Source organism: Streptomyces sp. NPDC048411 (assembly GCF_040704695.1).
Classification (GTDB): domain Bacteria; phylum Actinomycetota; class Actinomycetes; order Streptomycetales; family Streptomycetaceae; genus Streptomyces.
Map to the genome: position 1 here is coordinate 11,719 of NZ_JBEZKL010000071.1, position 26,321 is coordinate 38,039.

Consider the following 26,321-nt stretch of genomic DNA (forward strand, 5'->3'; position numbering starts at 1 on the left):
GGTGTCGACGACCGCTCCGGCCCCCCGGTGACAGGGCGTCAACGCAGCCCGACGGCGCGGTATACCGTCTGTGTCACCGTGTTGCCCGCCGTATCACCGGCGCCGACCCGCAGCGAGACGTAAGCGGCACCGCGCGGCGCGTCCAGCACGAAGCGCCCGCGATCGCGCTCCCGGAGCCGCTGCCAACGGTGTCCGTCGTCGTACGACACCTCGACGGTGAGCCGGTCGACGCGGCCCGCGTCCGTAGCCCCGGGCAGGTGCCGCGCGGTGACCGCGAGGCCGGTGTGCCTGCTCGTCCGGCCCACGCCGTCCGTCGCGATCGCGTAGTCGAGTTGCAGCAGCGGCAGCACCGCGTGAGTGTCCGCGGCCGGGGCCTTCGAAGTGAAGGACCACTCTGTGCGAACGCTGGGGCTGTAGGGGCTGACAGTGGCGTCCCGACTGTTCTCCACGACCAGCCGGTAGGGCAGCGACCCCGCCGAGGGCGCGTCACCCGCGACGACGGTCGTGGTGCCCCGGCCGAGGACGGTGGAAGCCTGGAACAACGTGAGGGTCTGGCTGGTCCGCTCGTAGTCCATGGACATCCCGACGTGGTCGCCGCCGCCCCAGCCCGGTATGTCGGCGCTCAGCCGGTCGCCGGTCCGGCTCGGCGACTTGTAGTTGTCGTTGAGGTAGGGACGTGCGACCGGCCTGAACCACTCCTGCGTCTGCCGGCTGCCCGCCCGGTAGACGCGTCTGGGCTCGATCTCGTACAGCAGGTTGTCGACGTACGCCTCCTGGCCCCAACGGTTGTCGCCGGTCGTGGAGACCCAGTCGGTGCGGTGACCGTTCACCGGTTCACGCATCGTCGTCCCGATGCCCCAGTCGGAGTACGAGGGCCAGTCGAAGCGGTACTCGCCGCCGCCACGCGTCGGGTCCGGGCTGTCGAAGGACACGTCGATCCGGGCCAGATTGCGCGGGCCGCCCCGAACGACCATGTCGGCGGGGATCTCGTTGTGCCAGGTCTGCATCAGGTCGTACACGTACGGGCTGGCGGGCACGGAGGTGACCGTGAGGGTGTTCCGGCCGCGCCGTACCTGGTCGGTCAGCTTCTCTCCCTCGTCCGGGCTCAGCAGGGCGACGTCGAGCGAGGCCGGGGTGAACGGGTCGCTGCTGTAGTCGCGGAGCTGCCGCCCCGGCTGGTCGTTGACGACCAGCAGCAGCCGCACTCCGGCCGCCGCGGCGGCCCGCGCCTGCTCGTTGTCGCCGACCTCGTCGGTGCGGCGGACGACGACCACCTTGCCGCGCGCGTCGAGCCCCGCGTAGTCGGCGGTCGCCCCGTCACCCGCCACGACCGCGCTCAAAGTCCGGCGGCCGGCGGGCAGCGGGGTCACGGCCGCCTGGCGCAGCACGTCCGTGAAGTCGGTGGAGGCCGTGGAGACGCTGAGGGCGGGCTCCTCCTTGCGCCACCGCGCGGCCAGGTGGAAGTCGCCGTGCCGCACCGGTGCGGTGGTGGGCTGCGCCCACAGGCTGTCATATGCGGTCTGGGTCTCCAGGAAGTCGCGCCAGACCGCTCCTCCCATCGACCGGTTGTACTCCAGTCGCTGGTAGGTGGTCTCGGACCGCCGGGGTGTCGTCATGTCGATCCGGTGTGTCTTCGCCGCGTCCAGCGTGATGGTGGTGTCGCGGTCCAGGGTCACCTCGGGGTCGCCGAGCAGCGCCATGCCCAGGGAACGCGGGCCGTGAACGCCCTGGACGGCCTTGAAGGCCAGCACCGAGTACACCTCGTCCGGCAGAAACGCCTCCGCGGTGCCCGACTCGTCGACGACGAAGAACATCGGATCGTACTCGCCCGACTTCAGGACCTGGACGACGCCCGGCATGGGGTCGCCGTGGGCGTCCCTGAGTACCAGCTTCAGCTTGTGCGCCACGTCGCCGAGTGCGACGGCGGTGTGCGCGACGGGCTGGCCCGTGGGGTCGGCCGCGAGGATCTGCCCGCTGTAGCGACCGTTGCCGGGTGCCCGCGCGGCATCAATGGTGACCGTGACACCTGCGCTGCCGTGCGCGGGCACGACCACCCGGTCCGCCGACAGGTCGAACAGCCCGGCGGGGGCGTTCGGCGCCGCCACCGACAAAGTGAGCGTGACCGGCGCGGCCGTGGTGTTGGTGTACGTCACCGGACGCCGGACCGCGCTGCCCGAACCGCCTCCCGGGACCCGTCCCGCGTATGCCGTCGCCGACGCGAACATGGTCGCCCGTACGGCCGCCGCCGCGTCCAGACGCCCGCTGCCGCCCTGGAAGGCGTCGTACCGCGGGGTCGGTACGGAAGTGCTGGTGATCAGGTCCTTCAGCTGACCACCGGACAGCTCCGGGTGGGCGCGGGCCAGAAGGGCGGCAGCGCCGGTGACGTGCGGGGCGGCCATGGAGGTGCCGCTGAGCGTCTGGTAGCCGCCCGTACCCTCGGGCGCGTACCGCGAGCGCGCGGCGAGCACGTCGACGCCGGGCGCGGTGATCTCCGGCTTCAGTGCGCCGTCGCCCACGCGCGGCCCCTGACTGGAGAAGTACGCTACGGAGTCCGTCGCGTCGACCGCGCCCACGGTCAGCGCCGCGTCCGCGGCACCGGGACCGCCGATGCTGTCGGGGGTCCCGGTGTTGCCCGCGGCCGTCACGAACAGGGTGCTCGTCTCGGCGCTGAGCCGGTTCACCGCCTCGCTCAGCGGATCGGTCCCGTCGGACGGTGTCGACGTGCTCAGGCTCAGGTTCACGACCTTGGCGTGCTGGTCGCGGGCAGCCCACTCCATGCCGGCGACGATCCAGGAATCCTGGCCCCAGCCCTCGTCGGTGAGCACCTTGCCGATGTGCAGCGAGGCCCCGGGCGCGACCCCGCGCTCCTTGCCGCCGGAGGCCGCGCCCGTCCCGGCAACGGTCGAGGCGACATGGGTACCGTGCCCGTTGCGGTCCTCGACGTCCTCGTCCGGTACGAAGCTCCTGGCGGCAGCTATCCGGTCCTTGAGGTCGGGATGTCCGGTGTCCGCCCCCGTGTCCAGGACGGCGACGTCGACGCCTTCGCCGGTGTCGCCGCCCGCCCAGACCTCAGGGGCGCCGATCTGTGCGGTGGTGTCGGCGAGGTCCGCCGTCACCTTCCCGTCCAGCCAGATGTGGGCGATGCCCTGGCCGAAGACGCCTTCCTCCCGGCCCGGGGCGGCTCGGGAACCGGACGGCCCGGTGACAGCGGCCCAGAAGTCGGCGGCCCGCGCGCGGTCCTGGGCGAGGGCGGCGCCGTGCAGGCTGTCGAGGTCCCGGAAGCGCGTGGTGCCGGCCGGCGGCGCGCTCCGCCGCGGTCCGGCGGGACCGGAGCGGTAGGAGACGATCAGCGGCAGCCGGTCGCGGCCGGCGTCGTCGTACCCGGCGGCGACCAGGCCGCTGATGTCGAACAGCCGCCGGTCAAGGGTGCCTTGAGCGACGTAGGGCAGGGCGGCGTCCGGGTACACGTACAGGTCGCCGCCCGCCTCGGTGACGTGGGCCTCGGCCGGTCCGCCGTCGGGGCCGGTGACCAGGACCGTCCCGCCGGACGAGCCGGCCCCGGCGGACTGCCGGGTGGTGACGACGTCACCGGTGATCAGCGTGATCGTGTGGGTACCGGGCGGCACACGCTGTGCGGCCGGAGCGTCCGCCGTCGTCCGCGCCATGGCGGGCGCCGTGGCGGACGGGACGACGGGCGCTTCGGCGGCGGTGGCGAGCGGAGCCGGCAGGGCGAGGACAGCGACACACGCCAGGGCCGGAGCGGAGCGGTATCTGAGACGTCTTCTCACAGTGCCTCACGGGTTCGGGGAGAGTCCGGTGACCTCCTGTGTCACCGGACGGCTCCGGAGACCTGCTCGGCTGTCCGGCGTCGTAAACCCGGTCCGGCACATGTGTTGGGCCCGCGGAATCCTCCCGGCAGTACGGCTGTCACCTGCGCGGTCGTGGCAGGACGGAGTGTTTCGGGCGGAACGCGGGGGTACGTGTCACGGGGTACGTGTCACGGGGTACGTGTGCTCCACTTCTGGCGACGATTCCGGTACGCCCTCCTGAGACCTGCCGCCCGGCGGGGAAGCTGCCTGCGAACTGCCTGGTTCTGCCGACACCTGTCCGGTGGGATGGCCACCAGGCAAGAGAGCGTTCCCATTCATCCGGCGGGACCGTTCGACGTACTGGAACGGGGTCGCCCATGAATGCTCGGACCGAGGTCACTCTTCTCGTGGCCGGAGGAACCGATCGCCACGTACCGCCGCTCGTCGCCCCATTCCCCCGGCAGCGGCCGGGAGCGGCCGGGCTCGTGGGGCGTGACCGCGGACCGCGGGAGCCGGACACGAAGTCACCGGTGCCCGGGAAACCGGCAATGGGCGGTACCCCGGACGCGTTGCGGCCGCGAGGGGCCGGTGACCTGCTCAGTCCGCAGGAACGGCGGATCGCCGAACTCGCCGGCCGTGGACTGTCCAACCGTCAGATCGGCGAGGAACTCGGTCTCCCGCCCCGGACCGTCGGGACCCGTCTCTACCGCGTCTTCTTCCGGCTCGGTGTGTCCGAGCGGACGCAACTGGCCGAAGCCCTGCGGGGCGACCGCGTCTGACGTGCGCGGCCGGCGGCGTCCGGTCCGGTCGGCGCATGTCGATCCGGTCTGCGAGCGGCCCGGAGCCGCGCCCGGCCAAGATCGGGGCCATCACCCGCACGGGCTCGCACCGGTGGACCGCTGCCGGACAGCACGGGGTCGTCCGGTGTGGTGGCGTGACACCTGCGCGTCCGGACGCGGCTGTGGCCGGGGGCTCAGCCGCGGGAGCCGTCCGCCTCAGCCGCGGGAGCCGTCCGCCTCGGGCGTGCCCGACGGAAGGGCCGCCGTGTACAGTTCGCGGATGCTGACATCGGCACCGGCTTCGAGTCTGCGGAAGACCCAGTCGATGGGACAGCACTCCCGCGCGTCGGGCAACTGGACGACGAGGGGAAGGGCGTCCGCTGTGTGGCGCCAGGTCCCACCGGCGCAACGGGTCAGGATCTCACCGACGTAACAGCCGAAGGCGACAAGTGAGTCGGCCATCTCCTCGCTGGTGGCACCGTCGGTCCGGAAGCCGTCGACGATGTCCTCCACCAGATCGATGCTGGCGGGACTGTAGTCCAGCTCGGCACCACTGATGTCCGCCGCGGCCTCGACGATGGCAGCTGCGAACCGAGGCGCGCTGTCGGGTTCCAGGGGGTGGTGCAAGTGCAGCTGCATGTTCGTCCTCGGACTGTCGCCGTCAATGTCGTCGAGGCTAGCTGGAGAACCTCGGCCGAGCATGCCCCTCAGCATAAGCATTTGGTCACCGACGTGTCGTGACACGCAACAGACACCTTACGGGGTGATCGGGCGCGGCTTCACACGGGCACATGTACGTGCAGATCCTGGGACATTACCGCGCCCTCCGCCGTCCACGCGCGGATCTCTGCTGGTGGACACCGCCACCGAGGAGTGGCTCGTCGCAGCGAAGCGGTGAGGCCGGCTCCTGCCGGCCGGGGCGCCGCGCGGCGCGTCCCCCGCCCGTGGAGCGCCTGTCCGCTCACGCCGCCACATGCTCCTCCCGTCCCGGTAGGCGAGACCGGCCGGGGAGACCGGGTCGGCCACATACAGCCGGCCGGATCACCGACGGCGAAAGCGGTCACCAGGTCGCTCACCACGAGGTCCACGTCGATGTCGAAGCCGGTCTCGCTCAGGTTCCGGAAGCGGCCGTCCTCGGCGAAGGTGAGGACGCACACGGGCAGCCCGGTCACATATGTGTCAGCCCGTGCTGCTGGGAGCTGCAGCCGTGAAGGCGACCTCCAAGCTGTTCAGTCCCCGGAAATTGAGACTGCGCTGCCAGCGCGGCGAGGTGCCGTCGAGCTTCCAGTCGGGCAGCCGGGTCAGCAGCGCCTCCAGCACGACGACGCCCTCCAGCCGGGCCAGCGCTGCGCCGAGGCAGAAGTGCGGCCCGTACCCGAAGGCGACATGCCGCCCACCGGGTCGCTGGAAGTCCAGCACGTCAGGGTCCGGGAAGACTGCCGGATCCCGGTTGGCGGCGCCGCACACAAGGAGCACCGCCTGCCCGGCGGTGATGGAGCGCCCCGCCAGATCCAGGTCGTGCCGGGCCCGACGCAACATCAGCTGCACCGGGCTGTCGTAGCGCAGGAGTTCCTCGACAGCGGCAGGGATCAGCTCCGGCCGGTTACGCAGCTGCTCGGCGGCCTGCGGGTGGCTCAGCAGAGCGAGGGCGGCGTTGCCGATGAAGTGGGTGGTGGTCTCATGGCCGGCGATCAGGAGGAGGGCACAGTTGGCAAGGAGTTCATCGAAGTCCTGGTCGAGGTTCTCGGTCCCGGTGGCCAGCAGCGCGCGCAGGGTGTGGGGCGCGGGCGGCCCGTCCTCACGGGTGAGGAGTTGCCTGAGATAGGCGAGCATCCGTTCCATGCTCTGCGAGGCGGCGCGACTGTCGTCGGCGTCGAGCCTGGAACTGCCGATAGCCTCGGCGATCGGATCGGACCAAGCAGACAAAGCAGGCCGGTCCTCTTCCGGCACACCCAGGAGGTCACAGATGACAGCCAGGGGCAGCGGGCGGGCAAGGTCCGCGACGATGTCCAACCGGCCGGCCGGTGCCGCGCGGGTGACGATCTGGTCGACCGCATCGGAGATCCGGTCGCGCAGCGTCATCACGGTCCGGGGCGTGAAGGCCCTGCTGAGCAGGGAGCGCAGCCGGGCATGGTCAGGCGCGTCGCTGTAGAGCATCTGCCGGCTCAGGACCCGGGCCAGTGGCCGAAGTTCCTCGGAGACCGCCTCGATGTCCGGATAGCGCACCGAGGAGAAGCGTGGATCACTCGCCGTGCTGCTGACCACGGCATGGCTGGTCGCGACCCAGGCGTCCACGTGGCGGTCCCAGTAGAGGTCGTCGGCGCTTCGAAGGTCTCGGTAGAACTCGTAGAGACGGTTCTGGTTTGTGGGCCTGAGAGCGGACAGCAATGATACATGTGTTGCTGAAGTGGGCACGCTGCAAGGTAGCACCACAAGACATCTCGCTGTCCAGTGTGAACGTTTTCCCGAACAACCCAGGGCACGCGCTGAGTTCGGCAGGACGTGCGCCCGGCGCGCGTGCGACTGCTCGCACACCCTCCATCGGAGCGAACGGGCGGAACATGGAGAAAGGTTTACGTCCTTTGCGCTTCCCCGCACACGTGTCGCTAAGACAGACTCCTCGGCGGTGCTGAACGCGGCGGGGCGACGGCCCTGCCGGTACTGGTCCTGTCACGCCACATCACACGTTGGCCAACCGCGTTCCGCCCTCCGCAGCATGGGGTCACAATGTCCGGCAGAAATCTCACACCTGTTCAGAAGGAGATATGTCTTGCCGCCTTCACCCTTCTCCAGACGGGGGCTGCCGGCCGTGTGTGCCGCGCTGGCGCTGCTCGCCGTCCCACTCCTGCCGGCCTCCGAGGCCGCTTCGGCGAGCGCGACCGCTCCACCGTCGCTCACCACTCCGGCGGCTCCCACCGTCACGCTGGTGACCGGCGACCAGGTGGTCACCACCCGAGACCCCGACGGCACGGTTCGGCAGCTCGTGCAGAGCCCGGAGGGACGCTACACCGGCTTCGAGACACACCGTTCGGGTAAGGACACGTATGTCTACCCGCACCGCGCGCTGCCGTACGTGGCGGCAGGGCTGCTGGACCGCGAGCTGTTCAACGTCACACGGCTGCTGGCGGACGGGTACGACGACGAGCACACGGACCGGCTGCCGGTGATCGTCACCTACACCGCCTCCGCCGTCCGGGCCGAGAGCCTCACCGCGCCGCGCGGAACGCGCACGGTGCGGACGCTGGAGAGCATCCACGGCGCCGCGCTCGGCGCGGACCGGTCGGAGGCGTTCTGGACGTCGCTCACCGGGCAGAGCGAGGGCACGGCCCGGGACCCCGGTGAGCAGCCCCGGCTGTGGGCTGGCGTGGCCAAGGTCTGGCTGGACGGCAAGGTGAAGGCGAACCTCGCCGACAGCACGGCCCAGATCGGCGCGCAGCGGGTGTGGGAGGTGGGCAACACCGGCGAGGGCGTGGACGTCGCGGTCCTCGACACCGGTGTCGACGCGGAGCACCCCGACCTCGCCGGCCGGATCGCCGCCCAACAGAGCTTCGTGCCCGGCGAGTCGGCCGTGGACGGCAACGGGCACGGCACCCACGTGGCCTCCACCGTCGCGGGGACCGGCGCCGCCTCCGGCGGCAAGGAGAAGGGCGTCGCCCCGGGCGCCCGGCTGCACATCGGCAAGGTGCTCTCCGACGACGGCGCCGGCCAGGACTCCTGGATCATCGCCGGCATGGAGTGGGCGACCCACGAACAGCACGCCAGGGTCGTCAGCATGAGCCTCGGCGGCAGCCCCACCGACGGCACCGACCCGCTCAGCACCGCGGTGGACAACCTCAGTGAGGAGACCGGCGCCCTGTTCACCGTCGCCGTGGGCAACTCGGGCCCCGACGCCTACTCGGTGGGGGCGCCGGGCGCGGCCGGCGAGGCGCTGACCGTCGGCGCCGTGGACGGCTCCGACGCCCTGGCCGACTTCTCCAGCCGCGGTCCCCGGGTCGGCGACGCCGCCGTCAAGCCCGAACTGACCGCTCCGGGCGTGGACATCCTGGCGGCGCGTTCGCAGTACGCCCGTGAGGGATCGGGCGCGTACCAGACACTCAGTGGCACTTCCATGGCCACCCCGCACGTCGCGGGGGCCGCCGCCCTGCTGGCCGCCGAGCACCCCGGCTGGACGGGACGGCAGCTCAAGGACGCCCTGGTCAGCACCACCAGGGCCACGCCGGCCAGCGGCCCGTTCGAGGGCGGCACCGGGCGGGTGGACATCGCCGCCACGACGGCCGCCACCGTCTTCGCCACCGCCAGCTCCGGCTTCGGCTACCACAGCTGGCCCACCCCGCCCGGTACGACCGATGACCGCGAGGTGACCTACACCAACGACGGCGACGCCCCGGTCACCCTGGATCTCGCGGACCACGGGCCGGGCGTGGCCGACGGGGTGTTCACGCTGTCCGCCGATCAGCTCACCGTCCCGGCGCACGGCCGTGCCTCGGTCACCGTGACCGCGCACTTCGACGACGTGCCTGCCGACCGGGTACTGGGCGGCTTCCTGACGGCGACCGACCCGTCCGGCACCGTCCGCGCGCGCACCTTGCTGAGCGTGGGCGAGCAGGGCGAGCGGCATCGGTTGACGCTGAAGGCGAACGACCGTGACGGCGAGCCGGTCGGCGGCACCGTCATCGTGACCGGCAGGCGGGTGTGGCAGCCGGTGCTGCTCGACGACTCCGGCAGCGCCGAGCTGGTGCTGCCGCCCGGTTCGTACACGGCGTGGCTGAGCCCCCGCGTCCAGGGTGCCCATGGGCCGCGCTCAGTGGGGATGGCTCTGCTGACGGTGACGGACATCGACCTCACGCAGGACCGCACCGCCGTCTTCGACGGGTCCAGGGCCCGCCGTGTCGCGGCGGACACGCCGCTGCCGGGCACGCCCGACGGCTTCCGCGTCGACGCCTACCGCGGCTTCGGCGACGACGACTGGTCCGCGTCCTCGGCCTGGTCGGGCACGGCCGACGACAGCCTGTGGGCGCTGCCCACAGGTCGGAAGGTCGCCGAGGGCGAGTTCGTGCTCGGCACCCGCTGGCGGCTGAAGCAGCCCACCCTGACGGTGGCCTCCGGTGACGGGGTCTACGACGACCTCCTCGCGCACGCGGGCGCGCGCCCGGTGCCGGAGGGCCGCCACCGCCTCGACGCGGTGTTCGCCGGCGACGGCGCCGCGTCCGCGTACGCGTCCCTCGACGTCCGGGGCAAAGCAGCCCTGGTACGCCGCAACGACGCCGTGCCCGTCGAGGAACAGGCCGCCGCGGCGGCCGCCGCCGGCGCCCGGCTGCTGCTGGTCGTCCACGACGGCGACGGCCGCATCGAGCCCTGGAACGACTCTCCGTACGCACCGGCCGACCCGGCCCCTCTGTCCGTCGCCACGCTGACCCACGACGAGGGCGAGCGGCTCATCGCCCGCGCGCAGCACGGCCGCACCCGTCTGGACGTCACCTCGCACCCGGTCACCGACTACGTCTACGACCTCACCCACGACTACCCGGGTGCCGTCCCCGCGGACCTCACCCGGCGCGTCCGGCAGCAGGATCTGGCACGCCTTGACGTCTCCTTCCGCAACTTCCGCGCCGGACGGGCCCTGGAGAGCCGCAACGACGTCACGCGCGCGGGCGGCAGCGCCATGAACCCCTCCCTCGCGCCGGCGCAGGGCACCCGCACGGACTGGGTGACCGCGGGCGAGCCATGGGCAGGCCGGGCCCAGATCCCCATCGAGCAGGAGCAGTACGCGGCCGAGGAGAGCTACCGCGCGGGCGCGGTGCACAGCGTCCGGTGGTTCGGTCCGGTGCAGCGGCCCCGGCTCATCGACGGGATGGCGCCGGTCCGCCAGGGCGACACCCTGTACGTGTCCGTCCCGGGCTGGGGCGACTCCGGGACCTCCCATGTCGGCGGCACGTACGGGAACTTCGACGTGGACAACCGGGTCCGGGTCTACCAGGGCGACACGCTGCTGAAGGAGGCCGGCCGGTACCAGCTCACGATGTCGGTGCGGGGGCTGAGCCCCGACCCGCTCCCGTACCGCCTGGTGTCGGACAACGCCCGCGACCTGTGGCCTGCCCCCTACTCCACGCGCACCCGCACCGAGTGGGGCTTCACCTCCGGGGCGGTTGCGGCGGGGGAACAGGCCCAGCTGCCGCTGATCCAGCTCGACTACGGTGTGGACACCGACGCTGCGGGCCGCGCGTCGCGGCGCTCCGGTCTGACTCTCACGCCGTCCCAGCTGTCCCGGTCGGCGGGCACCGGAGCGATACGCGAGGCCGGCTTGGAGATGTCGTACGACGACGGGGCCACCTGGCACAAGGCGGACCTCCGCCGCTCGGGAAGCGGCTGGCACACCCGGCTCGATGCCCCGCGCACCGCCCGGTTCGTCACCCTGCGCGCCACCGCCCGTGACACGCGCGGCAACAGCGTGGAGCAGAGCATCACCCGGGCCTTCGGCCTGAGGTAGCACGCGCGGTGTTCCCGCGGTGCGGAGGCGGCCGGGTCCGGCACACGGGCCCGGCCCCACCCCACATGTGTGGGGTGGGGCCGGGATGCCGGGGCCAGGGGCGCGCGCACGAGGCGGCCGGGATGGCTGCTGTGGCGGCCGCCCTCTGGGTGTCGCTGTGCTCGTCGTCAGCGGCCGGGCGCGCGTTCGGTGACCTCTTGCAGGAACCACTCGTTGCCGTCGGGGTCAGCGAACGAGGCGAAGGAGCCGTAGCTGGCGCGCTCCGGCTGGAGTCCCAAAACCCGGTCGGCCCGGCCCGCATGGTGGAAGGCACCGGTGGCGTCGTGGAACGGGCCGTCGACGTCGACACCGCGTGCGGTCAGTTCCCCGACCGCCTGCTCGATGTCGGTCACGATCAGGTGCAGCCCCTGGGCCGAACCCGCAGGGGCGGTGGTCAGGCCCTCGCCGAAGATGACCGAGCAGGCGGAACCGGGGGGCGTGACCTGCACGATCCGGTAACCGTCGTTGATGGGGTAGTCGGCGTCGGCGCGGAAGCCGAGCGTGTCGACGTAGAAGTCCTTGGCCTTGTCGACGTCGGAGACGGGGATGACGACGACTTCGAGTCTCAGGTCCGTGGCAGTGCTCTCGCTTTCGCTATGTTCGCTGTCGGGTGGCGCCAGTTCGCTATCGGGTGGCGCTCGCGGCTTCCTCGACGACGCGGGTGACGACGCCGGGGTGGGAGACAGCGACGGAGTGGGAGGCGGCGACCTCGGTGATGTGGGCGTTGGCCCGCTTGGCCATGAAGCGCTGCGCGGCGGCCGGGATGTTCAGGTCCTGGGTGGTGACGATGTCCCAGCTGGGGATGGTCCTCCAGGCGGCCACGGTGGCCTTCTCCTCCAGTGCGGCCTGGGCGATGGGACGCTGGCCCGCCGCGGCGAGGGCAGCCTTGTTGCGCGGGACGTCCGCGGCGAACTGGTGGCGGAACTTGTCCTGCTGGATGTAGAGGTCGGTGCCCTGGGTGCCGTCGGGGTTGGTGACGGGGACCGGGTCGAGGGCGTCGGGGAGGGTGGAGCCGGGGTACTTGTTGGTCAGCTCCAGCGCGGTCTCGCCGGGTGCGGGCAGGAATGCCGCCACGTAGACGAGGGCCTTGACGTCGGGGTCATTCGCGGCGGCCTCGCTGATCACGGAACCGCCGTACGAGTGGCCGACGAGGATCTTCGGGCCCTTGATGTGGTCGAGCAGGCCGCGCAGGGCGGTGGCGTCGCTGTGGGGGCCGCGCAGCGGGTTCGCGGCGGCGACGACGGGGTAGCCGTCAGCGCGCAGCCGGGAGATCACGCCGTTCCAGCTGGAGGAGTCCGCGAACGCGCCGTGCTCCAGCACGACGGTGGGCTTGGGCTCGTCCTTGCCGCCCTTGTCAATGGCGCCGGCGCTGGCTGTGCCGGCCAGGGCGAAGCCCCCGAACGCGGCCCCCGCGACGACGGCCGCCGCGGCCCCGGTCAGCACCCGCCGCTTGCCTGCTCCCTTGATGTTCAACACAACAACAAATCCTTTCGTCAGTGAATCGGTAAGCACCCTGCGCTCCGTCACCGATTTGAATGGTGACTAGTCTGCCAGGCTCGACGTCACCTATCAAGCCAGTGATTTTGGCAGGGCATACATGTGTACGTACGGGACACACTCTCGCCGATGTGCCGGCCGCCTCACATCAGTCACTTGACGGTCGGCGGGGGCGGCCGAACGCCGTGCACCCCTCAGGGCTGAAGTCATTCGACGACGAACCACACAGCAACCGATTCGTTATCCGGGCCGCCGATCCCCGGACGGGACGGGACGCGTACTACAAGTGGGGTCCCCGACTGCGCCCGTGTGCCCGGTACTCAGCGCCCCTGTCGGCGCGCCGGAACCGGACCGCGGACCAGCTCCCTTCCGACTGGGGCCGGGGATCGACTACGAGAGGAAAGATCTTGATGAGACGCCTTCCCACCTCCGGCGCGAAGCGCGCCCTGGCGATGGGTGCCGCCCTGATCAGTGGCGTCGCCGCCCTGGCCACGGCCCACCCGGCGATGGCGAGCACGACCGCACACCACCCGCATCGCGTGGACTACGTCGCCCTCGGCGACTCCTACGCCTCCGCGCCCCTGGTCCCGGACCAGGTCGACGCCGACTGCCAGCGCAGCAGCAACAACTACCCCTCGCTGGTGGCGCGTTCCTCGGCGGCGACGACGCTGACGGACGTCACCTGCTCCGGGGCGACCACCGCCGACATGACCACCCCGCAGGGAACGGCGGCGCCGCAGCTGGACGCGGTGAACCGGCACACCGATCTGGTGACCCTCACCATCGGTGGCAACGACATCGGCTTCACCACGGTGATGGGCACCTGCGCGAAGCTGTCGGCGACCGACCCGGCCGGCGCCCCGTGCCGCGACCACCTCACCGGCTCGGGCACCGACCAGGTGACGGAGTCGATCGCCGCGACCACGCCGAAGGTCGCCGCGGTGATCCGCGGCATCCACCACCGCGCGCCGCACGCGAGGGTCGTGCTGGTCGGGTACCCGGACATCTTCCCCGAGGACGGAGTCGGCTGCACCAGCGCCTCCGTGCCGCTGGCCGCGGGCGACTTCGCCTACCTGCGGGACAAGGAGAAGGAGCTGAACTCCATGCTCGCCCGCCAGGCCCGGCTCAGTGGTGCGAAGTACGTGAACACCTACGCCCCGACGGTCGGGCACGACCTGTGCGCGCCCGCCGGCGAGCGGTGGATCGAGACCTTCGCCCCGCAGAGCCCGGCGGCTCCGCTGCACCCCAACACCCGGGGCGAGAGCGCGATGGCCACCGCCGTCAAGCTGGCTCTGGCGCACCGCCACTGACCCACGCGGCGGTCCCACCCCGGCAGGACCGGTCCGCATGCCAAGAAGCCCGGCCGGGCTAGGGCCTGTTCTGAGTTCCCCGTCGTCCGCGCGAAGCGCGGGCGCAGCGGTGGTCGGTGCGTGCGATCGGCGTGCGGTGTCGCAGGTCATCTGGCGGAGCCACCTGTCCTGCGGCGCCGTGCGCCGAGCGTGCGTGCCGGGCGCCGGGGCGCAGGCGGGGAACTCAGAACAGGCCCTACGTCCCAGCCGGGCTTTTTCATCTCGTCGGTCGTTGGGCACCACGGGGAAGGGCGGCTCGTCCTCGGTCATCTGCCGCAGCGCGTCCTCGCACGCCCGGGCCCCTCTCACCTCAGTGGAGCCACTTCCAATGTCGAAGTGGGGCCATGGCAACCTGTCACAAGCACACACACGTGACACGTGTGCGGCGGCCCGAAAGGTTCAGCGGAGCAGGCTGAGGCGCGTGGTCAGGCCGTCGCCTGGATGGCCTGGGCAGGACGGGGGGTGTGGTAGAGACTCACCCGATCGATCCGCCCCCCTTCCAGGGTCATGATCCATGCCACTCCCGGCGGGCAGTGGTCCGGCGCGTCCGGCGGGTTGGCGAGGTCCATCTCCCAGACCACGAGCGAGCGGCCGGCGATCACGTTGGCGGGGTGCTGGCGAACTCCGGCGGACAGGTCGCCCTCCATGCCCGCCACCAGCAGCCCGCTCCCGCCGAGTCGCCGGCCGGCGCTCAGCAGGGTCACGTCGGGCGTGTAGCGGTCGGCGACCACCTTGTCGTACTCCCCGCGTTCCGCGGCGGCCAGGGTCTCGTGCACCTCCAGCCATCCCTCCTCGGTCCGCCGCCGGGCGTCCTCGTGCGCACCGGCCGCGGTGGCCTCAAGGGCCCTGGCCAGACCCGCACGGGCCTGGTTGAGCCGGCTGCGGACCGTGCCCACGGGTATCCCGCACGCCTCGGCGATCTGCTGGTAGGAGGTGACGCCCGTGGAGAAGTAGCGCAGCACGACGGGGAGCCGCAGCGCCGGGGACAGCTCCTCGACGGCCTCCCAGATCCAGTCGCGCAGGGCGTGCTTGTCCAGTACGTGCTCGGGGGTGATCAGCGCCGGCGGCAGCGGCACTTCCGCCAGCGGCTCGGTCCGGCGCGCCGCGCGCAGCACCGTCCGGCTGCCGTTGCGCACCACCATCCGCAGCCAGGCTCCCACGGCGGCCGGGTCGCGGACGTCACCGATGCGGCGCAGCGCCACCAGCGCGGCGTCCTGCATCACGTCGTCCACGTCGGGGCCTGGACCCAGCAGGCTCAGCGCCACCGCCCGCATACCGGGGCGGTGTCGCTCCAGCAACAGCCCCAGCGCGGTCGCGTCGCCCCGCTGGGCTGCCCGGGTCAGCGCCGTGTCCTCGGCGCGCTCGACATCCTCCAGCACCATGGTCATGGCCCGCCCCGCCCTTTCCGCCCCAACGTTCCCGGGGCCGGTGTCTTCGATACTCGCACACGTGCCTGGGAGCGATGACGTCTACCGTTCTCGCTCCGCCGTGACTGCCGGCGCCCCGGCGGGATCCGCCGTTCCCTTCGGGGAGCGGACGGTAGGTGTCAATCGTCGCTCTGAAGGATCGACAGTACCCGGAGGACCTCCAGGTAGATCCACACCAGGGTGGTCACGAGACCGAAGGCGGCGAGGCCACCACTGCTGAAGCCCAGGCCGTCGTCGGCGCCGAAGGCCGAGAAGAGCGCGTCCTCCACCAGCAGCAGGAAGCCGGTCGCCGCGGCCGTCACGAACCCGAAGAACCGCTGGGTGACACGTATCCAGCGCCGCTTGTAGGCGATGAGCACACCCGCGGAGACCGCCATGGTGCCCAGGACCGCCTGGACGACGACACCCGGCGAGCCAGGTCGAGGTGGCACTGGAGACGACGCCGAGGAAGACACCCTCGAAGGCCGCATACCCCAGGATCAGCGCCGGGGAGGGTGTGCGGCGGAACGCCTGGATCATCGAGAGGACAGTACGGCCGTGAGGACGACCGTGCCGAGTTTGGCGGCGGTACGGACCACGACGTCGTCGATGGTCATCGCCGCACCACCGGTGCGCGCGTCGGCCTTGGAGTCCCAGGCCGCGGGCTCGGCGAAGGGGTTGGTGACGTAGGGGTTGGCGGGTGCCGCGCCGAACGGGTCGGCGCCCGGGGCCCCGACAGCCGTCGGCTGGGGCTGCCGGACGGCGGACCCGTCCGAGCCGTCGTCGCAGCGAAAACGCCGCCGGGAGAAAGCCGGGTTGCTGCTGCGCATGTCGTTCCCTCCCGGGCCGCGATCCGGTGCGGCCCGTGCCATGAGTCGAGTGCTCGCGGGAGGGGCGGGGCCGGTGGCCCGCCCCTCCCCCTCATGCGTAACCATTCTGACAAGTGACACAGCGCCCACAAGTCTTGTCACCGTTCAAAAAGGTAACGAGTTGGCATGTGCGTGGTGCTTTCCCGTTCCGCTGTCTGCGTCCGTGGGGCATGGGTGCGGCGATTATCGCCACGGTACGGCGGACCGGTCTGTCGGGCGGCCGGTCCGAGGAAGCGGGGAACGGCCGGTGCCCCCAGGCCTCCGGGCCGGTGACGGCCAGTGCCGGGGCGCCGCATGCCGCAGGTGACCGGGGCCGTCCCGGTCGACCGCCCCGCCGGCGGCACGGACTCCGTTCCGACGCGGCTGTGTGGCACTCCGGCAGGGGAACGGAGTGCCACACAGCGACGTCGTCACCCATTTCACACACGTATGCCTCGGCCCGCCGGATCGCCCGTGGCTCCCTGCGCCGGCTCCGCGGTCCTCCTCCGAGGCCTCGACGTCCCGGCGGAGCCGGGCGGGGTCGACGGACGGCTCGAATACGCCTGCGGCGAAAGGGCCGTTCGTCATCCGCACTCCACGGTCGGCAAGGGCGGGGATGCCGGAAAACCTGGCAGTCCACGTTCCGCACCGTGCGCGGCGGTGGGACACGCCAGGGCACACATCGGCCGCCGCGGCCGCGTTTTCCTGTCGGGCCGTGAACCCCGCCGGACCCGCGGCCCGTTGTGTCCAGTGGAGGCTCCCGCCGCCGGGCGCTGATTGGCTGGTCAACGGTGGCGGGAACGGGCGGTCGCCCTCGCGTGCAGCGTCAGGCGGGGGCGGCCGTCCCACCCCGCTTTCCGTGCCGGTCTGCGGACCGCAGGACGCAGGGCCTGGCCGGGCACACCGTGCCGAGTACGCCGGGACGCCCCAGTCCGCGGACCGGGAGGAACGTATGACCCAGCTGCAGCAATCGTGCGCCGTCCCGGCCGATTCCCTCGTCCGGATCCCCTCCGGGACCATGCGCGGTGTGCTGTCACTGCCGGTGCGCTACTGGGTCGGCTGACGCCCTCGCCCATGAAGAAGTCCTCGGCCCGCCCCTTGTGGGGGCGGGCCGAGGACGTGACGCGTGGGGTGCTCAGACGGGCCGGGTCCGAAGCTGGCGGGACTTCCAGCCCAGCAGGAGGGCCTGGACGATGAAGAACACGCCGCCGCCGGTGGCGTAGACGGACAGCACGTCGAGCGACGGATCGTCGCCCGCGGCCTGGATGTTGTAGAAGACGCCGACGAGGACGGACAGGCCGCCCGCGATCAGCATCGGCCACTGCTTGCCCAGCTCGGGACCGCGCCGCCGGTTGCCGACCGCCACCTGGGCCGCGCCGGAGATCACGGCCCAGGCTCCGAACACGTGCAGCACTGGCTGCTCGCCGCCGGCGCCCGCGATGCCCACGGCGATAGCGGCGACGGTGCTCAGAACGCCGTTGAACAGCGTCACCCGGCGCTCCGATCCGTCCGGCGCGGTCCGCAGGTCGAGGAACGAGGACACCGCGTCGATCAGCGGGTAGACGACCAGCAGGGTGATCGCCACCGCGTCGACGTCCTTGTGGGCTCCGGCGAACGCCACGGCCCACACCACGGCCAGGACACCCCGGGACAGGTACAGCTTCAGCAGGGAGGAACGCTCACCGGTCGCGGCTGGCGTACCGGGTGTCGTGGTGTTGGTGCTCATGACGGTCGGCCCTTCTCAGTAGCTGGGGATGTGTCGGCAGGTCAGTACCGGGACGGGGGCACGCAGCGGAAGCTGCCGGCGACGGCCGGGTCACCGTGGCCCATGTAGCGGGACACCTTCGGGTAGGCGCACAGGTCACGGATGACCTGTTCGCCGGAGGAGTTCGTCAGCGTGGCGGTGAGCGTCCTGGGCGCCTTGCCGTGCTCGACCCAGGCGCGCAGGGCGCCGAGGTCGTCGGTCTGCCCGTTGAGGCCGCAGTGGGCCGTGCCCGGCGCGAGGAAGAGACGGTAGAAGTCGTCGACCCGCTTGGTGCCGCCCATCTTCCGCTCGACCTGCTCGCGGTAGGACACCGTGCCCTGGGTGGGGATGAGCTGGTCCTGCTGGCCGTGCCAGGTCAGGAGCTTGCCGCCGGACTTGCGGAAGGCGGACAGGTCGGGGTCGTCGGTGCCGATGACCTCGTCGTACTCGGCCTGGGACTGCCGGAACAGCTCGGTGAACTGGCTGTAGGTGATCGTCGAGACGTCGAACGAGGGCTGCTTCTTCAGCCAGGAGGCGACCCAGAAGGCGGGGACGGGGAACGCGGCGCCCTTGAGGTCGCCGTTCGCGTCCGGCAGGGTGCCCGCCAGGAACGGGAACTTCAGGTCGGCGCCGATCGGGACGCCGGACCACAGCTTCTTGCCCGACGTGGTGCGCGGGCCGTCCCAGATCTTGCGGACCACGGCCGCGTCGGCCGCGGTGATGGTCACCTGCTTGCCCTCGCACTCAAGGGTGGTGCCGATCAGCTGACGGGGGTCGAAGTCGCAGCGGGCCGGGTTCTCGACCAGGCCGTCCTTGACGCCGTCGAGCGAGTCGCAGGCCTTGACCGCGGCGGCGTTGAAGGCGTCGAACTCACACCCTGTCGGGTAGGTCTTCTCGTTGTTCATCACCACCTGCGGCCACAGGGTGGCGACCTCGAACTCGTCCCAGCTGATGGCGGGCGCGTTGGCGAGGATGCCGTCGTAGTCGTCGGGGTAACGCTGGGCCTCCGCGTAGCCCTGGCGGCCGCCGGTGGAGCAGCCGTTGAAGTACGCGTAGGAGGCCGTCCTGCCGTAGTAGTCGCCGATGACCTGCTTGGCGACGACCGCCGCCTCGTGCTCGGACCGGGAGGCGAAGTTCTTCAGCAGCGGGGTGTTGACCCGGCCCTTGGCGTCCAGGGCCCAGCTGGTGTCGAGGTAGGACTTGACGCCGGCGTCGGTGGTGGCTGCGGCGTAGCCCTTCTTGACGGCGTCCGCCAGGCCGGTGCCGTAGTCGCCGGCGGCGAAGGCGCTGCCGCCGATCGTCTGCAGGCGGCCGTTCCAGCCGTTCTGGGGCAGCCAGACTTTCACCTTGGCGTGGTCTCCCTCGCCCGGGTGGGTCAGCGTGACCGTCACGTCGCAGTAGGCCGGCACATCGGTGATGTGCGCGGCGGGGAGGGGCGTGATCTCCGGCACGTCGACGGTTCCCGCCGGACGGTCGACCGACACCACGCTCTCCACCTCGGTGCCCGCGGGGGCCTGCACGGTGACGGTCGAGCATGTGCGCGGCTGGGAGGCGGAGCTCCCGGTGTCCGCCGAGGCGGTCGGCAGGTACACCGCAGCGGCCAGCGGCACCCCGGCCGCGACGGCGGTCAGAAGTCGTCGTCTCATGGCTTTCCTATCAGAAGTAGATACCTGTCCGAAGCGGTGACACATGCACCGGCGTTTCCCACGCGGTGTGTGCGAGAAGAAACTGACATGAATTGCGTCACCAGTCAAGCAGGTTACGTAATGATGATCAGTGGACCGGGCACGCCCGAAGCCGCACGGATCGTCAGTGCTTACATTGGCCTCACGTCACGCCCCGGTACATCAGTCAGTTGACGGTCAGTGTTGCCATCGTGTGCGGCGCGGGGTGTGTACGGACTCCACTCGAACCGCTGTCCAGCTGACATGTGTCTTGCGGACGGGTTAGGTCATTCGACGGTCCACCGACCCGGAGACGTCCACTGCGAGCCAGACGGTCTTGCCGCGCCCGTGCTCCGCCCGGCGGCTGCCCTCCTCCGACAGGGAGTAGGCCCTGTTCTCGTATAGCTACGGCCAGGTGGTGTGTAGCTCTGCGTAACGCTCTGGGCTGCGGTCGTATAGCTCGGCTACGCCGGCCTGGGCCCAGGCGGATCCGGGCTTGCGCACGGCGGGGGTCGGCACGTTGAGGGCCTTCGCGAGTTGAGGCACCAGGCGGAAGCGGGCGGTGTGGTACTGGATCGCCACCTTGTTCTTGCCAGTGCGGCAGGGCGAGCCTGCCGGGGCGGCACAGGTGGACATCGGGCAGTCGTGCGATTCCACGCGCTTGAAGTCGTCGCTCACGACCTCGGACCGCTTCATGAGGGTGTTTCAGAAGTCCAGCCGTTTGCAACAACTCATGAAACGTGATCGCCGCAGGTGGACTGTCGGACGGCCGCGTGTTTCACGAGCGACCACCTATGAAACATCAATGCCCGACCCGTTCGGCGGAACCGGGGACGCCTTCCGTCGTTGAACTGGGTATGGCGACGTCTCATCTGCGGGCCTGTGACGTTCCCGAGGTCCGCCAGGGCCTGCTTCAGTGGGCCAACGACAACGTCGTGCGCGGCAAACACGGTTCGGGCGCGCTACAGGTCAACGGCTTCACCAATCCGTCCCTGATGCAGTCGGCAGTGCGGGGTGCGGAACGGTTCTTCGTCAGTAGTGAGGTTCGTTCGGGGCTTCTGGTCCCCTGGTCTGCACGGAGGCCGCTCGCTATCGCTTGGGTCACCCCCTTGACGTGCTAGGCCAGGCGGGGCGGAGGCGAGGGGGCAGAGCGGTTGTCACAGACTGCGGTGCCGTCCTGTCATAGGGAATGACCGGACGGCGTACCCCATGACGCCGTCGATGTCTTCGGTCGACGCTCTTCACGAGGAGAACGCCATGAAGCTCGCACACCCCGGCGCACTGGTTCACGACGAACTGGTGCCCTCCCGCTATGCGCTGAACGTCGGCGACATCGACGTGACGGTGATCAGCGACGGGACGATGCAGATCGAGGCCGAGACGCTGGCCACCAACGCCGCCCAGGCGGACCTGTCCGCCTGGCTCGGTGAGAACTTCCTGCCGGAGATGCTCGTCTACCCGATCAACGTGGCCGTCGTGCGCAGCGGTGGCCGGACCGTCCTCGTCGATTCCGGCCTCGGCGCGGAGTTCCCGAGCCACCCGCGGGTCGGCCAGCTGGCCAGGCGACTGGACGCGGCCGGCATCGACCCCGGGTCCGTGACCGACGTGGTGCTCACCCACCTCCACATGGACCACATCGGCGGGCTGCTCGTCGAAGGGTTCAGGGGCCGGCTGCGCACGGACCTGCGGGTCCATCTGGCGTCCGCCGAGGCGGAGTTCTGGGAGGCGCCTGACTTCTCCCGGACCGCCATGCCGGAAGCGGTGCCGGCGGTGCTCCGTGCGTCCGCCTCGAAGTTCCTGGACGTGTACCGCAGCCAGTTGAAGCCGTTCGAGAAGGAGCACGAGGTGGCGCCGGGAGTGACGATCGTGCGCACCGGCGGTCACACGCCCGGTCACAGCATCGTCCGCCTGGAGTCCGGCGGCGACCGCCTCACATTCGTCGGCGACGCCGTGTTCCAGTGCGGGTTCGACCGGCCCGGTTGGTACAACGGCTTCGAACACGACCCGGAGGAATCGGCCCGCGTCCGGGTTCGTCTCCTGACGGAGATGGCGGCGAGCGGCGAGCGACTGCTCGCGACTCACGTGCCGTTCCCGTCCCTCTGCCACGTGGCGGCCGCCGGTGACGCCTTCCGTTTCGTGCCGACCGTCTGGGACCACTGACCCGCCACGTCTCGATCAGCTCGGAAGGCAGGAGATTGTGGACGTCTACGAAGCGGTCACGAGCCGACAGGCGGTTCGCGGATTCACCGACCGGCCCGTTCCGAGGGAGGTGCTGAAGCGGGTGCTGTCGGCGGCGGCCTGGGCGCCGTCCGGGTCGAACATCCAGCCGTGGCAGGCCTACGTGGTGACCGGCGCCCCGCTGGCGGAGCTCAAGAAGCGCGCGGGCGAGCGCCTCGCCGCGGGCGACCCCTGGGACGAGCCGGAGTACGAGATGTACCCGCCCGCGCTGAAATCCCCGTACCGCGAGCGCCGATCCGCTTTCGGCGAGCAGCGCTACGGCGCACTCGGCATCCCGCGCGAGGACATAGAGGCGCGTCAGAGGGCCGCCGCCGAGAACTGGAACTGTTTCGGCGCACCCGCCGCGCTGTTCTGCTACATCGACCGCGGCATGGGGCGGCCGCAATGGTCCGACCTCGGCATGTACCTGCAGAGCGTGATGCTGCTGCTGCGCGCCGAGGGGCTGAACAGCTGCCCGCAGATGGCGTGGGCGAAGTTTCACCGGACCGTCGGCGAGATCCTTTCGCCCCCGGACGAACTGATTCTCTTCTGCGGAATGTCGATCGGGTTCGAGGATGTCGCGGTGAGCCGTCCTCGTACCGGCCGGGCACCGCTCGACGAGACCGTCACGTTCGTCGGAGTCTAGGGGCCGTTTCCCGCGGGAAATTCTTTGTGTCACAACCCGCGGGGCCGGTCGGTCTTGGCTCGTGAACGCGTTCCTCACGGAATCCGGCAAGAAAGGGCGAAGAAATGAAGATTGCTGTCATCGGTGGGACCGGTCTCATCGGATCGCAGGTCGTCACCATCCTCAACGCGAACGGGCACGAGGCGGTGCCGCATTCCCCGTCCTCTGGCCTGGACCTGCTCAGCGGGCAGGGCCTGGCGGAGGCGCTGGAGGGCGCCGACGTCGTCGTCAACCTGACGAACTCGCCGACCTTCGACGAAGCCTCCCCCGCGTTCTTCCAGCAGACCATGGACACCCTGTTGGCGGCCGCCGAGGCGGCCGGCGTCGGCCACGCGGTCATCCTCTCGATCGTGGGCGCCGACCTGGTGCCGGACCTGGTCTACTACCGTGCCAAGGTGCTGCAGGAGAACATCCTCAAGGCCGGCCCCGTGCCGTACTCGATCGTCCGCGCCACGCAGTTCTTCGAGTTCATGGACTCGGTGCTGTCCTGGACCTCCGACGAGCACACCGTCCGCCTGCCCGCCACGCTCGTCCAGCCCATGGCCTCGGCTGACGTCGCCCGGGCCGTGGCCGACGTCAGCGTGGGCACCCCGCTGCGGGGCACCCGTAACGTCGCAGGACCCGAGGTCTTCCGGCTCGACGAACTGGGCAAGATCACACTCGCCGCCCGCGGCGACCAGCGCACCGTCGTCACGGACAGCACGGCCGGCATGTTCGCCGCCGCCTCGGGCAAGGCCCTCATCGCCGAGGACGGCGCCGTCATCGCCAAGACGGCCTATCCGGACTGGCTCGCGCGCTGACCCGACGGGCCCGCGCGGCAGATGCCGCGCGGGCCCGTCAACGGTCTGCCGGCGGCCTGTGCCAGTCGTTCAGTTTGGCCGGGTTGAGCACGATCCACAGGTTGGTGACCCTGGCCCCGGCCTCCCCGACGCCGATCACCGCGATGGCAAGGGGTCCCTGGCGCACGGCCAGGCCGGCACGTCCGTTGACGGACTCGACGATCACCTCGGTGCCCAACCCGCCCAGCAGGACGGCGACCAGGTCGGCGACGTCCTCGGCGCCGTGAACGGTACCCGTCGCGGCGGGTACGATGCCGCCGCTGTCACACACGGCGACGACATCGGCATCCAGCGCGGCCCGGACAGCGGCGACGTCGCCTCGCAAGCCCGCCTCGGCAAGCCCGTGTACGACGTCCTCAAGCCGGCTGGGCATCCTCAGTTCTTTCGTATCCCGCGCCTGTGACCAGGCACCCCGTCGGTCTGTGACGTCGGCGACTCAGCCAGTTCGGACACCGTCGCGATCTTCTCGGGGTTGAACATCCACATCACCCGGTCGATGCCCTCGGCGGTGGCGCTGACCGTGAGTACCCCGAACTCGGCGCCGTTGCGCAGCAGCACAGCGGACGTCTGCCCGTTCGTGCTCGCCCACCGCACGTCGAGGCCGTCCCAGAACCAGTCGGAGATCGCGTTCATGAACTGTGTCACCTGCGGCACGCCCACGATCGGCCGACGGGCGACCCCCAGCCTGCCGTTGCCGTCGGACAGGCTGGCCACGTCCGCTGCGAAGAGCTGCTCCAGCGCGGTCGTGTCTCCGGAGCGGGCGGCCGTGAGGAACGCGGTCAGCAGCTGCCGCTGTGCGGCGGCGGGCACGGTCTTGCGCCGTTCGCCCGTCATGTGTCTGCGGGCCCGGCTGACCAGCTGACGCACCGCGGGCTCGGTCGCCTGCAGAACCTCGGCGATCTTCCCGTAGCCGTAGTCGAACGCCTCTCGCAGCACGTAGGCGGCTCGTTCGTTGGGGGTGAGCTTCTCCATCAACATCAGCGCCGCGAACTCCAGGGCCTCACCGCGCTCGGCGCCCAGGTAAGGGTCCGCGCTCGTGTCGACGGGTTCCGGCAACCACGGCCCCACGTACGTCTCCCGCCGCACCCGCGCGGACTGGAGTGCGTTGACGGCCAGCCGGGTCGTCGTCGTCGCCAGGAACGCGCCCGGATTGAGTACCGTGCTGCGGTCGTACATCTGCCACCGCAGCCAGACCTCCTGCACCAGGTCCTCGGCTTCGGTGGCGCTGCTCAACATGCGATACGCGATCCCGAACAGGCGCGGCCGCACGCTCGTGAAGACCGCCAGGGCCTTCCCGAGATCATCCGTGCCACCGGGCTCTAAATCCACACCGGAATCCGTCACCCCTCGCCCCCGACTGATCGTGTCGCGGCTGCCATGGACCATCTCCTTCGACCGAACAGGACTGGAACACCACTACCGCTGGTCATCCACTGTTGTCAACACGGCGATTGAACGAGGGCATTCGGGCAGCATTCGGGTTCTTCGGCCAATGAGTGGCATTCGTTCTTGCCCAAGTGGCTTTTGCGGTTCTCGGCCCCGGTGCGCCGCCGGGTGCGGAGCACCGAGCCGTCCAGCAGCACCATTCCGCCACCCCTTCGGGCGATCTGGCGTGCGGTGAACTTCCCATCAGGCCGCTTGTGCAGCCCGCCACGATCGGCGAACTTGGTCATCTTCGCCCGAAGCGGCTCCAGCTTCCCCGCGCACCCCACCTCAAGCCCAGTCCTCACCCACCGCCGACCAGCCCGAGCACCCCCGACCCCGCGCACCAGCTGGCCCGACCTGCACTTTTCACGATGCACACTGCTCAATGAGGACCAGCTCCGGACCATCCGGATCCTCCTGGGCACCCTGCTACTGATCCGGCAGCCCGCCGACACCCGCCGTGCCCTGTGGCAGTCCGAACAAGTACGGCCCGACGCCACTGCCCGCAAACGCCTGCGCCGGGCCGGTGCCGAGCACCCCGATGCCCCGGTCCGCTACATCACGCTCCGCCAGTCCATCCGGCCCGCCTCCGACGACGACCGCGGCGCCCGCGACACTGCCGGCCGCATCTACCGCCACCAGTGGTTCGTACGACCGCACCGCCGCACCTATCCTGACCAGGACGACCCGACGGGCTACTCCCGCAAGTGGGTCGGCCCCTACCTCATCACTCCCGAAGGATGCAAGGACGCCCCGATCCTGGGAAGGGAACGCGTCGTCAGCGTCCTGCGCCGCTGAACGCAGGTCACCAGTCGGGCCTGCTTCGGGCGGCCTGGCCGAGGCCGGCGGCGGTCAGGTCCTGCTCGCGCAGCGGGGTGAAGTCGACATTGAAGCTTCCCCTTGATCGTGGACACCTGGAGACTGGGACCTGGGGTTCCAGAGGAAGTAGCACCAGGTGGGAAGCAAGTACACGAAGCGGTACACCGAGGAGTTCAAGCGGGACGCGATCGCGCTCGTCGACTCCTCGGGCAAGACGGTCACCGCCGTCACCCGGGAACTCGGCATCAGCTCCGAGTCCCTGCGCGGCTGGTACCGCAACGCCAAGGCAGACCGGGGAGAGGGCGCCCCCGGCGAGCTGACCAGCGCCGAGCGCGAGGAGCTCAAGCGGCTGCGCAAGGAGAACCGTGAACAGCAGCAGACGATCGAGATCCTGAAAAAAGCGACCGCCTTCTTCGTGAAGGAGAACGACCGGTGAGCGAGTTGTGCCGGTTCATCCATGCGGAGAAGGCGAACTACCCGATCGTTCTGCTGTGCCGGGTGCTGCACGTGGCCCGCTCCTCCTACTACGCCTGGCGCGATGGCGAGGCCGCCCGCCGCAAGCGCCAGGCGGCCGACGACGCGCTCGCGCACGAGATCACCGTGCTGCACATCGCCTCCTGAAAGACCTATGGCGTCCCGCGCATCCACGCCGAACTGCGGCGCCTGGGGCAGCGGGTGAACCGCAAGCGCATCGCCCGCATCATGCGCGAACGC

20 protein-coding genes and 3 pseudogenes are annotated in these 26,321 nt (G+C 70.7%); 10 read left to right on the forward strand and 13 right to left on the reverse strand.

Going from position 1 to position 26,321, the window contains the following annotated elements:
* Positions 1–38 precede the first annotated feature (38 nt).
* Complete coding sequence (locus tag AB0915_RS23630) at positions 39–3,788, reverse strand: S8 family serine peptidase (protein WP_366692968.1); 3,750 nt, start codon at positions 3,786–3,788, stop codon at positions 39–41.
* 569 nt (positions 3,789–4,357) lie between these two features.
* On the opposite strand from AB0915_RS23630, the gene AB0915_RS23635 reads away from it, so the two are divergent.
* Positions 4,358–4,588: a helix-turn-helix transcriptional regulator gene (locus tag AB0915_RS23635; RefSeq protein ID WP_366692969.1), complete on the forward strand. Its 231-nt coding sequence runs from the start codon at positions 4,358–4,360 to the stop codon at positions 4,586–4,588.
* 216 nt (positions 4,589–4,804) lie between these two features.
* On the opposite strand, the gene AB0915_RS23640 is transcribed toward AB0915_RS23635, so the two are convergent.
* Together AB0915_RS23640 and AB0915_RS23645 are read right to left on the reverse strand one after the other, a co-directional pair.
* On the reverse strand, positions 4,805–5,227 hold the full coding sequence (locus AB0915_RS23640; protein ID WP_366692970.1) for a hypothetical protein: 423 nt from the start codon (positions 5,225–5,227) through the stop codon (positions 4,805–4,807).
* 540 nt (positions 5,228–5,767) lie between these two features.
* Entirely contained in the window at positions 5,768–6,976 is a 1,209-nt protein-coding gene (locus AB0915_RS23645) for a cytochrome P450 (RefSeq protein WP_366692971.1), read from the reverse strand.
* Positions 6,977–7,358: 382 nt separating this feature from the next.
* Here AB0915_RS23645 and AB0915_RS23650 point away from each other — a divergent pair, with 382 nt between their 5' ends.
* On the forward strand, positions 7,359–11,075 hold the full coding sequence (locus AB0915_RS23650; RefSeq protein WP_366692972.1) for a S8 family serine peptidase: 3,717 nt from the start codon (positions 7,359–7,361) through the stop codon (positions 11,073–11,075).
* Between the two features lie 167 nt (positions 11,076–11,242).
* Here the strand turns inward: AB0915_RS23650 and AB0915_RS23655 are convergent, their stop codons facing one another.
* Positions 11,243–11,734 (reverse strand): VOC family protein, encoded by a 492-nt coding sequence (locus AB0915_RS23655; RefSeq protein WP_366692988.1) that lies wholly within the window; start codon positions 11,732–11,734, stop codon positions 11,243–11,245.
* A 4-nt stretch (positions 11,735–11,738) separates the two neighbouring features.
* The gene (locus AB0915_RS23660) at positions 11,739–12,590 is read right to left on the reverse strand and encodes an alpha/beta hydrolase (protein ID WP_366692973.1); all 852 of its coding nucleotides are present in this window, start codon (positions 12,588–12,590) and stop codon (positions 11,739–11,741) included.
* A gap of 431 nt (positions 12,591–13,021) precedes the next feature.
* On the opposite strand from AB0915_RS23660, the gene AB0915_RS23665 reads away from it, so the two are divergent.
* Entirely contained in the window at positions 13,022–13,921 is a 900-nt protein-coding gene (locus tag AB0915_RS23665) for an SGNH/GDSL hydrolase family protein (protein WP_366692974.1), read from the forward strand.
* Between the two features lie 464 nt (positions 13,922–14,385).
* Here the strand turns inward: AB0915_RS23665 and AB0915_RS23670 are convergent, their stop codons facing one another.
* From AB0915_RS23670 to AB0915_RS23690, 5 genes and pseudogenes are all read right to left on the reverse strand, one after another.
* On the reverse strand, positions 14,386–15,348 hold the full coding sequence (locus AB0915_RS23670; RefSeq protein ID WP_366692975.1) for a sigma-70 family RNA polymerase sigma factor: 963 nt from the start codon (positions 15,346–15,348) through the stop codon (positions 14,386–14,388).
* Between the two features lie 158 nt (positions 15,349–15,506).
* Positions 15,507–16,196, reverse strand: a pseudogene (locus tag AB0915_RS23675) (Bax inhibitor-1/YccA family protein).
* 1,153 nt (positions 16,197–17,349) lie between these two features.
* Positions 17,350–17,940 carry a DUF308 domain-containing protein gene (locus tag AB0915_RS23680; RefSeq protein WP_366692976.1) on the reverse strand — a complete coding sequence of 197 codons (591 nt, stop codon included), beginning with the start codon at positions 17,938–17,940 and terminating at the stop codon, positions 17,350–17,352.
* 41 nt (positions 17,941–17,981) lie between these two features.
* Positions 17,982–19,604: a DUF6351 family protein gene (locus tag AB0915_RS23685; protein ID WP_366692977.1), complete on the reverse strand. Its 1,623-nt coding sequence runs from the start codon at positions 19,602–19,604 to the stop codon at positions 17,982–17,984.
* Between the two features lie 504 nt (positions 19,605–20,108).
* A pseudogene (locus AB0915_RS23690) lies at positions 20,109–20,258 on the reverse strand (recombinase family protein); the annotation flags it as partial.
* 621 nt (positions 20,259–20,879) lie between these two features.
* Between AB0915_RS23690 and AB0915_RS23695 the strand changes: the two are divergent.
* The 3 genes from AB0915_RS23695 to AB0915_RS23705 all read left to right on the forward strand — a co-directional run bounded on the left by AB0915_RS23695 (position 20,880) and on the right by AB0915_RS23705 (position 23,324).
* Entirely contained in the window at positions 20,880–21,782 is a 903-nt protein-coding gene (locus AB0915_RS23695; RefSeq protein ID WP_366692978.1) for an MBL fold metallo-hydrolase, read from the forward strand.
* A 37-nt stretch (positions 21,783–21,819) separates the two neighbouring features.
* On the forward strand, positions 21,820–22,485 hold the full coding sequence (locus AB0915_RS23700; protein ID WP_366692979.1) for a nitroreductase: 666 nt from the start codon (positions 21,820–21,822) through the stop codon (positions 22,483–22,485).
* A 104-nt stretch (positions 22,486–22,589) separates the two neighbouring features.
* Positions 22,590–23,324 carry an NAD(P)H-binding protein gene (locus tag AB0915_RS23705; protein ID WP_366692980.1) on the forward strand — a complete coding sequence of 245 codons (735 nt, stop codon included), beginning with the start codon at positions 22,590–22,592 and terminating at the stop codon, positions 23,322–23,324.
* Between the two features lie 37 nt (positions 23,325–23,361).
* On the opposite strand, the gene AB0915_RS23710 is transcribed toward AB0915_RS23705, so the two are convergent.
* The 3 genes from AB0915_RS23710 to AB0915_RS23720 all read right to left on the reverse strand — a co-directional run bounded on the left by AB0915_RS23710 (position 23,362) and on the right by AB0915_RS23720 (position 25,036).
* A complete protein-coding gene (locus tag AB0915_RS23710) occupies positions 23,362–23,736 on the reverse strand; it encodes a hypothetical protein (protein ID WP_366692981.1) in 375 nt (124 codons plus the stop codon).
* Positions 23,737–23,738: 2 nt separating this feature from the next.
* A complete protein-coding gene (locus AB0915_RS23715) occupies positions 23,739–24,707 on the reverse strand; it encodes a sigma-70 family RNA polymerase sigma factor (protein ID WP_366692989.1) in 969 nt (322 codons plus the stop codon).
* 95 nt (positions 24,708–24,802) lie between these two features.
* The gene (locus AB0915_RS23720) at positions 24,803–25,036 is read right to left on the reverse strand and encodes a hypothetical protein (RefSeq protein WP_366692982.1); all 234 of its coding nucleotides are present in this window, start codon (positions 25,034–25,036) and stop codon (positions 24,803–24,805) included.
* On the opposite strand from AB0915_RS23720, the gene AB0915_RS23725 reads away from it, so the two are divergent.
* The 4 genes and pseudogenes from AB0915_RS23725 to AB0915_RS23740 all read left to right on the forward strand — a co-directional run.
* Positions 25,029–25,586 (forward strand): hypothetical protein, encoded by a 558-nt coding sequence (locus AB0915_RS23725; protein WP_366692983.1) that lies wholly within the window; start codon positions 25,029–25,031, stop codon positions 25,584–25,586. The genes AB0915_RS23720 and AB0915_RS23725 overlap by 8 nt on opposite strands.
* A gap of 157 nt (positions 25,587–25,743) precedes the next feature.
* The gene (locus AB0915_RS23730; protein ID WP_366692984.1) at positions 25,744–26,043 is read left to right on the forward strand and encodes a transposase; all 300 of its coding nucleotides are present in this window, start codon (positions 25,744–25,746) and stop codon (positions 26,041–26,043) included.
* A complete protein-coding gene (locus AB0915_RS23735; protein ID WP_366692985.1) occupies positions 26,040–26,228 on the forward strand; it encodes a hypothetical protein in 189 nt (62 codons plus the stop codon). The genes AB0915_RS23730 and AB0915_RS23735 overlap by 4 nt, the downstream gene beginning before the upstream one ends.
* A gap of 15 nt (positions 26,229–26,243) precedes the next feature.
* Positions 26,244–26,321, forward strand: a pseudogene (locus tag AB0915_RS23740) (IS3 family transposase); the annotation flags it as partial.

Coding starts and splice junctions, on each gene's coding strand:
- AB0915_RS23665 (WP_366692974.1), top strand. CDS start 13,022: ATGAGACGCCTTCCCACCTCCGGCGCGAAGCGCGCCCTGGCGATGGGT.
- AB0915_RS23635 (WP_366692969.1), top strand. CDS start 4,358: ATGGGCGGTACCCCGGACGCGTTGCGGCCGCGAGGGGCCGGTGACCTG.
- AB0915_RS23720 (WP_366692982.1), bottom strand. CDS start 25,036: ATGACCAAGTTCGCCGATCGTGGCGGGCTGCACAAGCGGCCTGATGGG.
- AB0915_RS23695 (WP_366692978.1), top strand. CDS start 20,880: ATGAAGCTCGCACACCCCGGCGCACTGGTTCACGACGAACTGGTGCCC.
- AB0915_RS23670 (WP_366692975.1), bottom strand. CDS start 15,348: ATGACCATGGTGCTGGAGGATGTCGAGCGCGCCGAGGACACGGCGCTG.
- AB0915_RS23640 (WP_366692970.1), bottom strand. CDS start 5,227: ATGCAGCTGCACTTGCACCACCCCCTGGAACCCGACAGCGCGCCTCGG.
- AB0915_RS23710 (WP_366692981.1), bottom strand. CDS start 23,736: ATGCCCAGCCGGCTTGAGGACGTCGTACACGGGCTTGCCGAGGCGGGC.
- AB0915_RS23705 (WP_366692980.1), top strand. CDS start 22,590: ATGAAGATTGCTGTCATCGGTGGGACCGGTCTCATCGGATCGCAGGTC.
- AB0915_RS23685 (WP_366692977.1), bottom strand. CDS start 19,604: ATGAGACGACGACTTCTGACCGCCGTCGCGGCCGGGGTGCCGCTGGCC.
- AB0915_RS23680 (WP_366692976.1), bottom strand. CDS start 17,940: ATGAGCACCAACACCACGACACCCGGTACGCCAGCCGCGACCGGTGAG.